The following is a 14245-nucleotide window of genomic DNA, read 5'->3' as shown; positions in this document are numbered from 1 at the left end:
TGGGATGAAATTTATTAATAATATTCAACAAAGTACTTTAAAAAACACCGTTGTTGTCCTTGGAAATTTTGACGGCTTGCATAAAGGACATTTAACACTTTTAGCTAAAGCAAAAGAAATTGCAAAAGAGCAACAGCTTAAAACTGCTTTTTTTACATTCTATCCACATCCAACCCATGTGTTATCAAAACATGAAGTTGCACTTATCAATACGGATATGGAAAAACAACATGTGGCTGAAAACGAAGGTATGGATTATTATATTCAGTTTCCTTTTACCAAAGAAACTGCAGGTATGGAGCCAGAAGAGTTTATTCGAAGTATTCTACATGAACACTTAGGCGCCAAAGCAGTCGTCGTTGGCGAAGATTATGCTTTTGGAAAAATGCGCAAAGGGAATATTGAAATGCTAGAACAGTATTCACATGAGTATGGCTATAGTCTACATGCTATGAAAAAAATCTCATATAATAATCGTATTATTAGCAGTACATGGATACGGGAAGCGATACAAGAAGCAGATATGGACTTAGCCGAGACCTTAATGGGACGGCCATATTTTGTAACCGGCATTGTGATTGAAGGTGCTAAACTCGGACGTACGATAGGGTATCCAACAGCTAACGTTAAGCCGGATGGACATAAACAGCTTCCGCGCAATGGAATCTATGCAACCGAAGTTGATGTCCTTGGACAAACCTACTATGGGTTGACCTATGTCGGAACCAAACCCACAATTGACGAAAATATCTATGAAATATTAGTGGAAACATACATCATCGATTTTGATCAAGAGATATACGGCGAACGTATTCTTGTAAAATTTCATAAGTTTTTACGCACCGAGGAAAAGTATGATTCACTTGAAGAACTTGTCACTCAAATGAAAGAAGACGAAAAAGATCTCAGAGCATATTACAACCTTTGAAAGGATGAAGCCTATGGCTAAATGCTGCGGAAAATGGAAGAAAAAAGGAAAATATTGTAGTCACTGTCCATTACTTGAAACCAAAGATCTTGACAAACCCTCAAAAAAGAAAAAAGCTAAAAAGAAAAAAGACAAAAAAGACAAGAAGAACAAGAAAAAAAACAAGAAGAAATAAGCTTTCTCCTTTACAAGCAAGAGGAAGTATGCTATTATTTTAAATTGGAAGTTAAGCTAATGCTAGGGGTTTGGAATCTCCGTCCGATTTCTTGGCAATAGCGTTATAAAACAAAAGGAGGTTCATATTATGAACAAAGAAACAAAACAACAAATCATGAAAGACTATGGTAGAACACCAAACGATACAGGTTCTCCAGAAGTTCAAATCGCATTATTAACAACACGTATCAACGAACTTAACGAGCATTTAAAAATGCATAAAAAAGATCATCATTCAAGACGTGGTCTTCTTAAAATGGTTGGTCACAGAAGAAACTTATTAAGATACTTACAAGATACAGATATTGAAGCATACCGTGAATTGATTGCTCGATTAGGTCTTAGAAAGTAAATTTTATAGAGCGGATTTTTTCCGCTCTATATTTTTTGGGTCAAACCTATACAAATAGTCGTATATCGAGTATAATTAATACAACACGCCCTGAAGTTTTATTTTATTAGTTTTTAGTTTTTGTTCTCCAAATAAAGACGTGGAGAATAGACACTAAAGACTAAGAACTCAGGGCATAAAGAAAGGAGACATTTTATGTCAAGAGTATATTCAACAGAACTAGCCGGAAGAACCCTTAGTGTTGAAATCGGCAAAGTAGCAGGATTAGCAAACGGAGCATGTATTGTTACCTATGGAGAAACCGTTGTTTTATCTACAGCAACTGCTTCTGAAAAACCAAGACCGGGAATTGATTTTTTCCCATTAAGTGTTGATTATGAAGAAAAGTTTTATGCCATCGGTAAAATTCCAGGAGGATTTATCAAACGTGAAGGACGTCCAAGTGAAAATTCAATATTAACGTCACGTGTGATTGACCGACCGATTCGTCCATTATTCCCAAAAGATTACAGAAACGATTGTGCGGTTGTTAATACCGTATTATGTGTTGATCAAGATAATCAACCCGAACTTGTTGCTATGAACGGTACATCCATTGCACTTGCAATATCAGATATTCCATTTATGGGTCCTACAGGTGCGACTATTGTTGGTTTGGTTGATGGAGAGCTTGTCTTTAATCCAACCGCAGAAGAGCGCGAAAAAAGCGACATGAATTTGATTGTATTTTCAACAGCCGAAAAAATCACAATGATTGAAGCCGATGGAAATGAAATTCCTGAAGCGCTTATGATAGAAGCTATTTTTAAGGCACATGAGTTAAATAAAGAATTGGTTGCATTTATTAATTCAATTGTCGAAAAAGAAGGAAAACCAAAACAACAATATGAAGTTGTCGGTATCCCAGAAGCAATGTTTGCATCAATGAAAGAGCTTATTCCAACAGAAGAAATGGAAGCAGCGGTATTTACCGATGATAAACAGCAACGCCAAGAGCGTCTGGGTGTATTTCAAGAGCGCTTAGAAGAAGCTTATGCTGAAAATGAAGACTGGTTGGCACTTGTTGATGAAGGTTTATACCAATATCAAAAGAAAACTGTACGCAAAATGATTCTTAAAGACCATAAACGTCCAGACGGTCGAGCATTAGACGAAATCCGTGCACTTAGTGCAGAAATTGATATATTACCAAGAACTCATGGTAGTGGACTGTTCTCACGTGGTGAGACACAAGTGTTAAATATCACCACTTTAGGAGCGCTAGGCGATACACAACGTATTGAAGGTCTTGATGATTTGGTGACTGGAAAGCGTTATATGCATCATTACAATTTCCCATCCTATTCAGTAGGTGAATGCCGACCATCAAGAGGTCCAGGTCGACGTGAGATTGGACATGGAGCTTTGGCGGAGCGAGCATTGGTTCCTGTATTACCATCAGAAGAAGAGTTCCCCTATGCAATACGTACAGTGTCTGAAGTTTTAAGCTCCAATGGGTCGACATCACAAGGTAGTATTTGTGCCAGCTCATTATCCTTAATGGCAGCAGGTGTTCCAATTAAAAAGCCAGTCGCTGGAATCACGTGTGGTCTTGTAACCGGTGAGACAGATGATGACTTTGTATTGTTAACAGATATTCAAGGATTAGAAGATTTCTTTGGCGATATGGACTTTAAAGTAGCCGGAACAAAAGATGGTATTACTGCAATCCAATTGGACATGAAAGTTCAAGGACTTACCAATGAAATCGTAGAAAAAGCCATCTACAACACACAAAAATCTCGTATGATTATCTTAGATGATGTTATGAATGTGTGTATCAGCGAAGCAAGAAAAGAATTATCACCGTATGCACCAAAAATCATTCAAACATTAATTGATCCTGAAAAAATTGGAGAAGTTGTTGGACCACGCGGAAAAACAATCAACCGAATTATTGATGAAACAGGTGTTAAAATTGATATTGAAGATGATGGACGTGTATTTATTTGTGGTGAAGATCATGAAATGGTTCAAAAAGCCCTTAATATTATCGAAACCATTGGTAAAGACATTGAAGTGGGAGCAATCTATAACGGAACTGTTGTTCGCATCACAAACTTTGGTGCTTTTGTCGAATTAGCTCCAGGTAAAGATGGACTTGTACATATTAGTAAACTTGCAAAAGAACGTGTCAACAAAGTTGAAGATGTCGTTCAAGTAGGAGACGTCATTTCTGTCAAAGTTATGGAAATTGATAGTCAAGGACGAATTAATCTTTCAAGAAAAGCTTTATTAGAAGATTAAGCATAAAAGACAACATTGAATAAATAGCTAATCTTAGGGAAAACATGACATTGTTTGTGTTTTCCCTGAAATTTATGTTTAGCTATAGGAGGAAATACTTGCTATACAACAAAGAACTTTCAAACCATATACGTGTTATTGGCGAAGAAGTGCCATTTGTCCGTTCCGTATCGATCGGAATCTATATTAAAGTCGGCTCTGTTGATGAAACATTGATCAATAATGGAATTACACATTTTATCGAGCATATGTTTTTTAAAGGAACGCCAAACTATACAGCTAGACAATTGGCGGATACCATGAGTCGCATCGGAGGAAGAATTAACGCATATACTTCAAAGGAATATGTGTGTTTTTATGCACATGTACTGGATGAACATCTTGATGAAGTCATTGACATCTTATCCGATATGATTCAACATTCGAATTTTTATGAAGAAGATATTGAAAAGGAAAAAGGAATTATCCTGGAAGAGTATTCAATGTATGAAGACAGTCCTGAAGAGATTGTTTTAGATGAAATGCATTCAACCGTTTGGCCAGATCATGCCATTGGATATAATATCATCGGAACAAAAGATACGATAAAAAGCATGAACCCTACGATGCTGCAAGATTATATTCAATCTCGCTATGTCGGGGATAATATTGTAATATCCATTGTCGGTAAAATAGATTTTGAACAAGCATCACAAAAAATAGAAAAAGCTTTTTCGGATATTGTCTCAGGAGAGCCAACACATCGTGTGGCACCTATTGTATATGTTCCTGGAAAAAAAGCGTTTAAAAAAGATATCGAACAGGGGCATTTAGCCATCAGCTACCCATCAATTAATTATTTCCATGAGGATGTCTATGGAATGAATATTTTGAGCGCAATTGTCGGTGGCGGATTAAATAGCCGTTTGTTTCAAAGCATTCGAGAAGAACAAGGTTTGGCATACTCGATATATAGCTATATTGAAACCTTCTATCAAACCGGTTTATTTACGACCTATGCTGCAACTAGTGCATCCCAAATCCCACGTTTATATGAAGCAATTCGTGGAGAGACGGAGCTTTTACTAGCTGAAGGCATTACTGCACAGGAACTATTAGAGACAAAAGAACAATTAAAAAGCAATACTATTATTGGTATGGAAAATATGGGAGCACGTATGTCCCATTATGGAAAAGGTTCATTATTAAAAAAACACATCAAATCAATGGATGATCTAATTGAAGGGATTAATAATGTATCCTTAGACGATGTAAATCGACTGATACATGAAACCTTTAATCTAAATAAAGAAAGTATTACATTGGCGACACCTAATGAGGTTGATATTGATAAATTAGGCTAAGACACATACAAAGGAGAACACATGGAAAAAATTAATGTATTTATCGAACGGACCGAAGCTGGAAAAACACTGGGATTACCCCAATATCAAACGGAGCAGTCCGCAGGAATGGATTTATATGCTTGCTTAGACAAGGAAAAAGTACTTGAACCAGGAGAGATTACCTTAGTTCCAACAGGAATAAAAATAGCTATTCCGGATGGTTATGAAGCACAAATACGCCCTAGAAGTGGCCTTGCATTAAAACATGGGATATCCTTGGTCAATTCTCCAGGTACAATTGATGCGGATTATCGTGGGGAAATTAAAATTATTATGATTAATCATGGAAGTGAGGGGTTTGTCATTCAACATGGAGAGCGTATTGCGCAGATGGTATTTAACCCCATTGTTCATGGTGTTTTCGTTGAAACTAACCAATTAGAAGAGAGTGTGCGAGGTGAAGGTGGATTTGGACACACGGGAAAATAAGCAACGTTTAAGAGGAGAATATGGGTATACCCAATATATAAAAAGACACAATTATAAGTGGACATTTATTATGTTAGGTTTTTGCCTGGCTGTGTTTAGTGTTGGAAAAACACTCTTTTATGAAATTGAACCATTATTCATGGTTGTCAGTGCGTTACTTATTCTTCCCTTTGCTCAATATCTTGCAAAAGCTATCAGTTTTTCAAGATATAAACCACTCGAGGAAGAACAGTTTATATTGTTAGAAAAACTGAGTCCACAATTTCTTGTACTTGGAGAACTTCCCATCATCCGTGGAAAGACAACGTATTTTTGTGAAGCCATTGTTATTACCTGTGTCGGAGTATTTGTCCTTATCCCACCGAAAAAAAATACTAAAGATACCAAGCAAATTATTGAAAGTATTATTCGTCCAAAAGGACATCATGAGCCTGTAAAAATCTACAATGATTTTGATAGCCTCTATAAACAATTAAAAACAAATGTTAAGTCTCAGGCTCAAAAGATGGATTCAGAAAAAATGGAACGTATAGCTGAAGCATTAATTATCAAAGCACATTAATGATTGGATAACATATATGGAATCAATAAAAATCACAAACCAATATGCAGGAGAACGTATCGATAAAATTTGTTTTAAGGTTTTAAAAAATGCCAAAAAATCTTTTGTTTTTAAAATGTTTCGCAAGAAGAATATTGTGCTTAACGGAAAAAAAATCAAAGGGGATGAACGGTGTGCACTTAACGACGAAATTCAATTTTATTTTTCAAAAGAAACCTTTCAAAAGTTTAGTGCAGGTGATACATCCGAATCAGAAGTAATAAAAAATCAATCGCCGTTACTTCAGGAAAATATTATCTATGAAGATGAACATATCTTAGTGTATAATAAACCTAAGGCAATCTTATCACAACCTAATGGTAAAGATGATAACATTGTAGAGCAATATAGCGCTTATGCTAAAAAGAACAACATTGTCTATCAAGACGTGTTGGACCGATACGGCGTATGCAACCGTCTTGATCGTAATACAACGGGATTAATACTGATTGGTAAGAATGCATTGGCACTACGTACTATAAATCAAAGCATTAAGTCCCACCAAGTCGATAAGCGCTACCGAGCGATTGTGCTTGGGCGACTTGATGCAACCATTGAGCTAAAAGGATATCAAAAAAAGGGTAGGGATAACCAGGTGCGTATGGTTTCTAACGCATCTGGAGATTATATCCATACTATTATCCATCCGATGGCATATGATTCGGATGAAGATTGGACGTTAGTTGAAGTCGAACTAATGACGGGGAAAACCCATCAAATTCGCCACCATCTATCGAGTATTCATCATCCAATCATTGGTGATCTAAAGTATGGTGTTGAAGATAAGAATACATATTTTTATAAAAAATACGGTGTTCAAAACCAACTTTTGCATAGTTATTCCTATACTTTTTTACATATCGAAGAACCTCTCGCTTATTTGAATAAGCAACAATTTATAGCTCCTTATCCCAAAATATTTAATGCGTTTCTAGGAAAAGGTGAGGCTTTATGACACAAATAAAAAAAATACAAGCATACGCACAATCAATTGGTATAGCTGATCTTGGGTTTTGCACCGCAGAACCCAACATTGGTTATGCCAATTTTATTCAACAAAGAAAAACAGAATCCAAATGCTATCTGGATACGGACTTTTCGACAACATCATCTAAAGTCTATGATCCTTCCCATTATGTCCAAGGGGCAAAGACTATTTTGGTCATCATCTATCCCTATGCCATGGAGTTTTCAAGACAAGATAATTTAACCCACGACCAAGTGCGAATCTCTAAGGCATCTATATCTAGAGATTACCATGCGCAAATACTCGAACAATGCAGCCATTTAGAAGCCTATCTTCAAACAAATTATAATGCAAAAACGAAAGCTTATGCTGATATGGGACCACTAAATGATAAATCAATTCTACTTCAAACAGGATTAGTGAAAATCGGACGCAGCAGTTTGTTAATTCATCCAAAGTTTGGAACACGTTTTTATATCGGCTATATTCTCACCGATTTACCACTGGAACTTCCGATGGTTCCACCGCTACAAAGTCCTTTAGACTACAGTAGTTTTTTTCACCCTTACTGTCAGACCTGTGGTCGCTGCGCTAAAAGCTGTCCCAATCAGGCAATTGTAAACTTTGGACAACTAACCTCCCATCGATGTATTTCGTATTTAACCCAATCAAAGCATTGGGACACTTTTTTAGACGAAATCGATCCGACATTAACATTAGATGGCTATGTCTATGGTTGTGACACATGTCAGCGTGTATGTCCACTTAACGGTATATCCTTAGAGGACTATCGGCGTCCTATGCTCGTGGAACCGATTCAATCTGTTGATGAACTCATGCAACTATCGAATCGTTCCTTTAAAAATAAATTCGGACAAACATCTGCAGGGTGGATTGGTAATAAACGCTTTAAGCGTAACATACAACAAATACTAAAAGAAAGAGAAGGCAAGTAAGATGGCTTATTATCGTAGTCGAGGACTTCGAGGAAGTGCCTTGGAAGAATATATTAATTTGACCAACACAAAATATCGCGAGCACCAACTGGGGTTAATACAAAAAATACCAACACCCATTAAACCGGTAGAACTGGACCCGGCACATGGAAATATCAAAAAGGCTTTTTTTGAAGAACGCTCCACGGTTGATTATATTGGCCTTGTACAGGGTTATCCTATTTGCTTTGATGCAAAAGAAACAAAACTTAAACGCTTCCCGTTAAAAAACATTCACCATCACCAGATTGATTTTATGAAAGACTTTGAAAAACACGAGGGGACGTCTTTTTTTCTGATTTATTTTAGTTCTCAAGAAAAGATATATTTTGTTCCTTTTTCATTCATTGTTGAAAAAATTACACTTGCCAATAACGGCGGACCCAAGTCCATACCTTTTGAAGCATTTAAAGAGTGTATTGAAGTCCATAATAAAGATGGATATATCGTTCACTATATCGATGCGCTAGATCAATACCTTCATGATTCATAAAAATGTGAGAAAACAATTGACAAGGTCTTGTTCATCCCATATAATAAATAGCAAGTTTAATAAATTAGCAAATTAGCACTGCGCCATGATAAAGTTAAGGAGTGACGTTATGACCAAGCAAATTTTACACACGGTAGAAGGACTAAGAGATATTCATCCATTAGATACTCGTAAAAAACAACATATTGAACAACAGATCCTCAATGTCTTTAATCAATATGGATATGAACAAGTTCAAACGCCGATGTTTGAATATTTTGATATCTATCATTATGAGCGAGGGACACAAGATAGCAAAAATCTCTATAAATTTTTTAATCGGGAAGGGGATATCTTGTCGCTACGACCAGATGTGACGCCAAGTATTGCTAGGTATACAGCCACATTTTATAATCATGAACGTTCACCCAAACGTTTTTCATATTTGGGAAATGTTTTTTACAATAATGAAAACTATCAAGGAAAGTTAAGAGAATATACGCAAGCAGGAGTTGAGTGTATTGGTATTGGCAATGCCGATGCCGATGCCGAAAGCATTGCATTAGCCATTAACGCTTTACTTGCTACAGGCTTACAAGAATTTCAACTTGATATAGGCCATGCAGGTTTTTTTAAAGGTTTAGCTGCTGAAGCAGGGTTAAGTGATGAACTGCGAGAGGAAGTACGCAGCCTTATTGATGCAAAAAATTACATTGCTCTTGAGGAGCTTTTGGAAGATTTAAAAATAGAAAGTGCTGCAAAAAACGGGTTGCTTGAGCTTCCAAAGCTCTTTGGTCAAGAAGAAGTATTAGCACGGGCAAAGGAACTAACGACCAACACTACTGCCCTTGAAGCCATCGAGCGAATCAAAGAGGTGTATAACATTCTTAAGGAATATAAATTAAGCTCTTATGTATCTTTTGATTTAGGAATGGTCTCACAGTTACAATACTATACCGGGATTATTTTTAAGGGTTTTACCTATGGAACAGGTGTAAGTGTTGTTGATGGTGGTCGATACGATGCGCTACTAAGCACTTTTGCCTATGATATGCCGGCGGTTGGCTTTGCCATACGTATAGACGAGTTGTTAAGCGCTATTATGCGTCAAATGATAGCAATTGATGTTCCATCCACCAATACGCTGATTGTTTATAATAAAGCCTATAGAAAAACAGCTATTGAGCTCGCTCAAGTTCTTCGACGCCAGAAAATGACCGTGGAATTGGATACCAAAAACCAAGCGTTGGATATAGCTAAAGAATATGGAAAGAATAAAAATATTGGCGGGATTATGTATATTAATGCTGCAGATACAGTTGAACTCATTAATTTGTCAACGGATGAAACCAATACGGTAAACTTAAGTGACTTATCAAAAGGAGGCCTATAATGCGCTACTTAACATTTGCTCTTGCAAAGGGCCGTTTAGCCAAGAAAGCTTTAAAATTACTGGAAGAACAAGGAATCACCTGTGAAGAGATGTATACGGATACACGTAAACTTATTTTTGTAAATGAAGAACTAAAATTAAAGTTTTTTTTGGCAAAAGCAAGCGACGTACCAACCTATGTTGAATATGGTGCGGCTGACATAGGTGTTGTCGGAAAAGATACGATTCTAGAAGAACGACGTAATCTTTATGAAGTGGTTGACCTTGGATTTGGTAAGTGCAATATGGTGGTTGCCGGTCCACAAAAGATGAAAGAACAACTTAAATACAATAACTCCATTCGTGTTGCAACCAAATATCCTAATATTGCCAAAGATTATTTTTATAATAAAAAAAATCAAAAAGTAGAAATCATTAAACTCAATGGTTCGATTGAGCTTGCACCTCTTGTTGGATTGTCTGAAGTTATTGTCGATATTGTTGAAACAGGTACAACACTTAAGGAAAATGGTCTTGTTGTTTTAGAGACGATTTGTCCATTATCAGCACGTATGATTGTTAATCGTGTGAGTATGAAAATGGAAAGTGAGCGGATTAATGCGATGATTACACAATTGCGAGATACTTTGCAATAGATGAGGAGTAGCCAATGAAAAGATATGATTTACGCAACAACAAAAAATTGATTATTGATGATTTTTTAAAAACACGTGAACAGACTTCCTATGAAGAGTATGAACAAAGTGTAAGTCAAATTTTAGATACGGTCAAAAACAAAGGGAATGCTGCTTTAATCAAATACAGCGAGCAGTTTGATCAAGTAAAACTTACCCAAGAGACGCTTTTTGTTTCAGAAGCCGAAATCAAAGAGGCATATAAGCAAGTCGATACCGACCTTATTCGTGTCATCAAGCGTGCCTATGAAAAAATCTATAGTTATCATATGAAGCAAAAAAAATATTCCTGGTTTGATACAGATGCTTTTGGCACAATGCTCGGTCAAAAAATATCACCGATTGAGCGGGTTGGTGTCTATGTTCCGGGCGGAACAGCAGTATACCCATCCAGCGTCTTGATGAATGTTATTCCTGCACTTGTGGCAGGAGTGGCGGATATTACCATGACGACGCCTATGCTAAAAAACGGACAAATCAATCCGACAACACTCGTTGCAGCAGACATCTGTGGCATAAAAAAAATTCTTAAAGTTGGCGGTGCCCAAGCCATTGGCGCCTTAGCCTATGGGACTCAAACAATCCAAAAGGTAGATAAGATTGTGGGTCCTGGCAATATATATGTCGCGCTCGCCAAGAAAAAAGTATTTGGTCAGGTGGGGATAGATTCGATTGCAGGTCCCTCAGAGATTCTTATAATTGCTGATGAGACAGCTAAGGCTAAATATGTAGCGGCGGATATGTTGTCTCAAGCCGAACACGATGTTCTAGCTTCTTCTGTCCTTGTAACCACAAGTGCGCAATTAGCGGACGATGTAAGTCGTGAACTGGAACAACAGGCTAAGGCACTATCAAGAACCCAGATTATGTTAGAATCCCTTAAAAATTATGGTGCTATCATATTGGTAAATTCTCTAGAAGATGCTATTCATATTTCGGACCAAATTGCCCCGGAGCATCTTGAGATATGTACAAAAGAACCAGTCATGGTGATGAACAAAATTAACCATGCAGGCGCAATCTTTTTAGGGAATTATTCTCCTGAACCCCTTGGAGACTATATGGCAGGTCCTAATCATGTGTTGCCGACCAATGCAACTGCACGATTTTTTTCTCCCCTATCTGTGGATGATTTTATCAAAAAGAGCAGCATCATATATTACAATGAAGAGGCACTTGCAACATTAAAAGAAGATATTGTTACCTTTGCAGAAAATGAAGCCCTAACTGCCCATGCCAATGCCATTAAAGTGAGGTTTTTAGATGAATAAATACATGCGTAAGGATTTACAATTTTATCAGCCCTATCATTCGCCAATTAAACCTTATGAGATAAAGGTCGATGCCAATGAGAGCCCATATGCGCATCATCAGGCATTTATTGACCATATGTATCAATGGATGCAAAACAAGGACAATATAACACGATATCCAGATACAGATGCTCTCTTGCTTCGTAAACGTATTGCCAAGCATTTTAATGAGTTTCAAATTGAGGCAGAGAATGTTTTATGTGGTGTAGGTTCCGATCAAATTATTGATATCATCATCAAGGTTTTTGTTGAACCAGGGGAAACTATCTTAGTTCCCACGCCCTCATTTAGCATGTATAAACTCGCAGGTTTGTTAAATCATGCCTATGTTTATGAATATCCTTTGACGGATACATTTGAATATGATATCCCTAGATTGTTGGAGACCATAGAGATTGAAGCACCTAAGCTTGTCTTTTTGTGTACACCCAATAATCCCACTGGTGGATTACTAAAGCGTGAATCCATTATTCAAGTACTTGAAAAAGCAAAATGTCCCGTTATTATTGATGAAGTCTACGCCGAATTTTCTGGTGAGACCATGCTTGATTTACTGGATCGATATCCGCATATGATTATTTTACGATCATTTTCAAAAGCATATGGCCTTGCAGGATTACGTACGGGTTATGCCATTGCATGCAAAGATATGATAGATACATTATATGTTGGAAAGCCCCCGTATAATTTATCCAACTATTCTCAAGAAGCATCCATCTTTGTGTTAGACCATCATAGCTTTTATATGGAACAGGTAGAGGCCATCAAAATAGAGCGCGAAAAGATGAAACAGGCATTAGAAGCATTAGCTATTGTTGAAAAAGTATATGACAGTGATACGAATTTTCTTTTAATTCGAGTCAATCGCAATGGAATTCAACAAATGCTTGAAAAGGACTCCATTCTAATACGGGATTATCCACCTACAGGAAATCTAGCTGGTTGTATTCGTATTACTATCGGCACACCACAAGAGAACCAAAAGATTTTGCAAAAGATAAGGGAGGTTTAAAATGACTAATCAACGCTATGCAAAAACTACACGTCAATCAGCAGAGACTAAGATCCTTGTTGAGGCTAACTTGGATGGAAGCGGATGCTATAACCTTCAGACAGGGATAGGCTTTTTTGATCACATGTTAAGTCACTTGGCAAAACAAAGCTTTATTGATTTGACTATTGAGGCCAAAGGAGATACACATATAGACTCACATCATACAATTGAAGATACAGGAATTGTCCTTGGCTCTTGTTTAGCTGAAGCGTTGGGAACAAAAGATGGAATCAAGCGCTACGGATTTTCTGGGGTTCCTATGGATGAGACACTGGTATATTGTAGCATCGATTTGTCGGGACGAGCCTTCTTAAAATTTGATGCGCCGTTTACAACGGACCGACTTGGGGATATGGAAACAGAAATGGTGGAAGAATTTTTCCGTGCTTTATCAAGCCATCTAAAAATGAATTGTCATATTGAGGTTCGATATGGTAAGAATAATCACCATATTGCAGAAGGTATTTTTAAAGCTTTTGGCAAAGCACTTGATGAAGCCAAAACAATTGATCCTCGCATTCAGGGGGCACATTCAACCAAAGGACTTTTTGACTAGGAGGATGACAATGACCATTGGAATTATTGATTATGGTATGGGCAACTTGAAAAATGTTGCAAATGCAATTGAATTTTTAGGTGGCAACTGCTTTATTAGTGATGATTATAATCGGCTAAGTCAAGCAGACCAACTTATTTTACCGGGAGTCGGTGCATTTAAGGATGCCATTACGCGCATTCGACAAAAAAAGTTTGATCAGCTTTTAGTAAATGCCAATATGTCAAATACTCCAATTTTAGGCATTTGTCTAGGAATGCAGCTTCTATTTGACTCTTCACAAGAGTTTGGTCATCATCAAGGACTTGGGTTGTTGCCAGGAAAAATAATCCCGTTAGATGTTCCTTTAAAAGTTCCCCATATGGGATGGAATCAATTAACGATCAAGAAAAGATCCCCCCTCTTTGAAGGATTATCTGATGAAGCATATGTCTATTTTGTACATTCCTATCATCTGGAGACAGATCAAGATATTGTCAGTGCAACGACAGTCTATGGCAAAGAGATTCAAGTCGCTGCCCAATATGAAAACATATATGCTCTTCAATTTCATCCTGAAAAAAGTGGTGAGGTCGGACTTCAGATTTTACAAAATTTTATCAACCTATCAACACAATAAATGGA

The 14245-nt window shown here is 37.1% G+C and carries 16 protein-coding genes; all 16 read left to right on the top strand.

Annotated elements, in window-relative coordinates:
• Positions 1-4: 4 nt before the first annotated feature.
• Positions 5-928 (top strand): bifunctional riboflavin kinase/FAD synthetase, encoded by a 924-nt coding sequence (locus QBE53_08895; protein ID WZL83212.1) that lies wholly within the window; start codon positions 5-7, stop codon positions 926-928.
• 13 nt (positions 929-941) lie between these two features.
• Positions 942-1103, top strand: a complete 162-nt coding sequence (locus QBE53_08890) for a hypothetical protein (GenBank protein WZL83211.1) — start codon at positions 942-944, stop codon at positions 1101-1103.
• Between the two features lie 126 nt (positions 1104-1229).
• Entirely contained in the window at positions 1230-1496 is a 267-nt protein-coding gene (gene rpsO, locus QBE53_08885; GenBank protein WZL83285.1) for a 30S ribosomal protein S15, read from the top strand.
• 195 nt (positions 1497-1691) lie between these two features.
• Entirely contained in the window at positions 1692-3782 is a 2091-nt protein-coding gene (locus QBE53_08880) for a polyribonucleotide nucleotidyltransferase (GenBank protein ID WZL83210.1), read from the top strand.
• A 98-nt stretch (positions 3783-3880) separates the two neighbouring features.
• On the top strand, positions 3881-5125 hold the full coding sequence (locus QBE53_08875) for a pitrilysin family protein (protein ID WZL83209.1): 1245 nt from the start codon (positions 3881-3883) through the stop codon (positions 5123-5125).
• A 21-nt stretch (positions 5126-5146) separates the two neighbouring features.
• Positions 5147-5596, top strand: coding sequence for a dUTP diphosphatase (gene dut, locus QBE53_08870; GenBank protein ID WZL83208.1), 450 nt, complete (start codon positions 5147-5149; stop codon positions 5594-5596).
• Complete coding sequence (locus QBE53_08865; protein WZL83207.1) at positions 5577-6158, top strand: hypothetical protein; 582 nt, start codon at positions 5577-5579, stop codon at positions 6156-6158. The genes dut and QBE53_08865 overlap by 20 nt, the downstream gene beginning before the upstream one ends.
• Before the next feature lie 16 nt (positions 6159-6174).
• Positions 6175-7152, top strand: coding sequence for an RluA family pseudouridine synthase (locus QBE53_08860; GenBank protein WZL83206.1), 978 nt, complete (start codon positions 6175-6177; stop codon positions 7150-7152).
• The gene (locus QBE53_08855; GenBank protein ID WZL83205.1) at positions 7149-8120 is read left to right on the top strand and encodes a DUF1730 domain-containing protein; all 972 of its coding nucleotides are present in this window, start codon (positions 7149-7151) and stop codon (positions 8118-8120) included. The genes QBE53_08860 and QBE53_08855 overlap by 4 nt, the downstream gene beginning before the upstream one ends.
• A gap of 1 nt (position 8121) precedes the next feature.
• Positions 8122-8652: a Holliday junction resolvase RecU gene (locus tag QBE53_08850; protein ID WZL83204.1), complete on the top strand. Its 531-nt coding sequence runs from the start codon at positions 8122-8124 to the stop codon at positions 8650-8652.
• 109 nt (positions 8653-8761) lie between these two features.
• Positions 8762-10024: an ATP phosphoribosyltransferase regulatory subunit gene (hisZ, locus tag QBE53_08845; GenBank protein WZL83203.1), complete on the top strand. Its 1263-nt coding sequence runs from the start codon at positions 8762-8764 to the stop codon at positions 10022-10024.
• Positions 10024-10659 carry an ATP phosphoribosyltransferase gene (hisG, locus tag QBE53_08840; GenBank protein ID WZL83202.1) on the top strand — a complete coding sequence of 212 codons (636 nt, stop codon included), beginning with the start codon at positions 10024-10026 and terminating at the stop codon, positions 10657-10659. The genes hisZ and hisG overlap by 1 nt, the downstream gene beginning before the upstream one ends.
• A 14-nt stretch (positions 10660-10673) precedes the next feature.
• Positions 10674-11969 carry a histidinol dehydrogenase gene (gene hisD, locus QBE53_08835; protein ID WZL83201.1) on the top strand — a complete coding sequence of 432 codons (1296 nt, stop codon included), beginning with the start codon at positions 10674-10676 and terminating at the stop codon, positions 11967-11969.
• Complete coding sequence (gene hisC, locus QBE53_08830; GenBank protein ID WZL83200.1) at positions 11962-13023, top strand: histidinol-phosphate transaminase; 1062 nt, start codon at positions 11962-11964, stop codon at positions 13021-13023. Before hisD ends, hisC begins: the two co-directional genes overlap by 8 nt.
• A 1-nt stretch (position 13024) precedes the next feature.
• A complete protein-coding gene (gene hisB / locus QBE53_08825; GenBank protein WZL83199.1) occupies positions 13025-13621 on the top strand; it encodes an imidazoleglycerol-phosphate dehydratase HisB in 597 nt (198 codons plus the stop codon).
• A gap of 10 nt (positions 13622-13631) precedes the next feature.
• Positions 13632-14240, top strand: a complete 609-nt coding sequence (hisH, locus tag QBE53_08820; GenBank protein ID WZL83198.1) for an imidazole glycerol phosphate synthase subunit HisH — start codon at positions 13632-13634, stop codon at positions 14238-14240.
• Positions 14241-14245 lie beyond the last annotated feature (5 nt).

The sequence above is a fragment of the Vallitaleaceae bacterium 9-2 genome (genome assembly GCA_038396585.1).
GTDB lineage: Bacteria > Bacillota > Clostridia > Lachnospirales > Vallitaleaceae > UBA1351.
The sequence above is the reverse complement of the archived record's forward strand: the minus strand, read 5'-3'. Positions and strand labels throughout refer to the sequence as shown.

What these genes read in the sequence shown, in the direction of transcription:
- QBE53_08895 (WZL83212.1), top strand. Translation starts at nt 5, where the DNA reads ATGAAATTTATTAATAATATTCAACAAAGTACTTTAAAAAACACCGTT.
- QBE53_08890 (WZL83211.1), top strand. Translation starts at nt 942, where the DNA reads ATGGCTAAATGCTGCGGAAAATGGAAGAAAAAAGGAAAATATTGTAGT.
- QBE53_08880 (WZL83210.1), top strand. Translation starts at nt 1,692, where the DNA reads ATGTCAAGAGTATATTCAACAGAACTAGCCGGAAGAACCCTTAGTGTT.
- dut (WZL83208.1), top strand. Translation starts at nt 5,147, where the DNA reads ATGGAAAAAATTAATGTATTTATCGAACGGACCGAAGCTGGAAAAACA.
- QBE53_08860 (WZL83206.1), top strand. Translation starts at nt 6,175, where the DNA reads ATGGAATCAATAAAAATCACAAACCAATATGCAGGAGAACGTATCGAT.
- QBE53_08855 (WZL83205.1), top strand. Translation starts at nt 7,149, where the DNA reads ATGACACAAATAAAAAAAATACAAGCATACGCACAATCAATTGGTATA.
- QBE53_08850 (WZL83204.1), top strand. Translation starts at nt 8,122, where the DNA reads ATGGCTTATTATCGTAGTCGAGGACTTCGAGGAAGTGCCTTGGAAGAA.
- hisZ (WZL83203.1), top strand. Translation starts at nt 8,762, where the DNA reads ATGACCAAGCAAATTTTACACACGGTAGAAGGACTAAGAGATATTCAT.
- hisG (WZL83202.1), top strand. Translation starts at nt 10,024, where the DNA reads ATGCGCTACTTAACATTTGCTCTTGCAAAGGGCCGTTTAGCCAAGAAA.
- hisD (WZL83201.1), top strand. Translation starts at nt 10,674, where the DNA reads ATGAAAAGATATGATTTACGCAACAACAAAAAATTGATTATTGATGAT.
- hisC (WZL83200.1), top strand. Translation starts at nt 11,962, where the DNA reads ATGAATAAATACATGCGTAAGGATTTACAATTTTATCAGCCCTATCAT.
- hisB (WZL83199.1), top strand. Translation starts at nt 13,025, where the DNA reads ATGACTAATCAACGCTATGCAAAAACTACACGTCAATCAGCAGAGACT.
- hisH (WZL83198.1), top strand. Translation starts at nt 13,632, where the DNA reads ATGACCATTGGAATTATTGATTATGGTATGGGCAACTTGAAAAATGTT.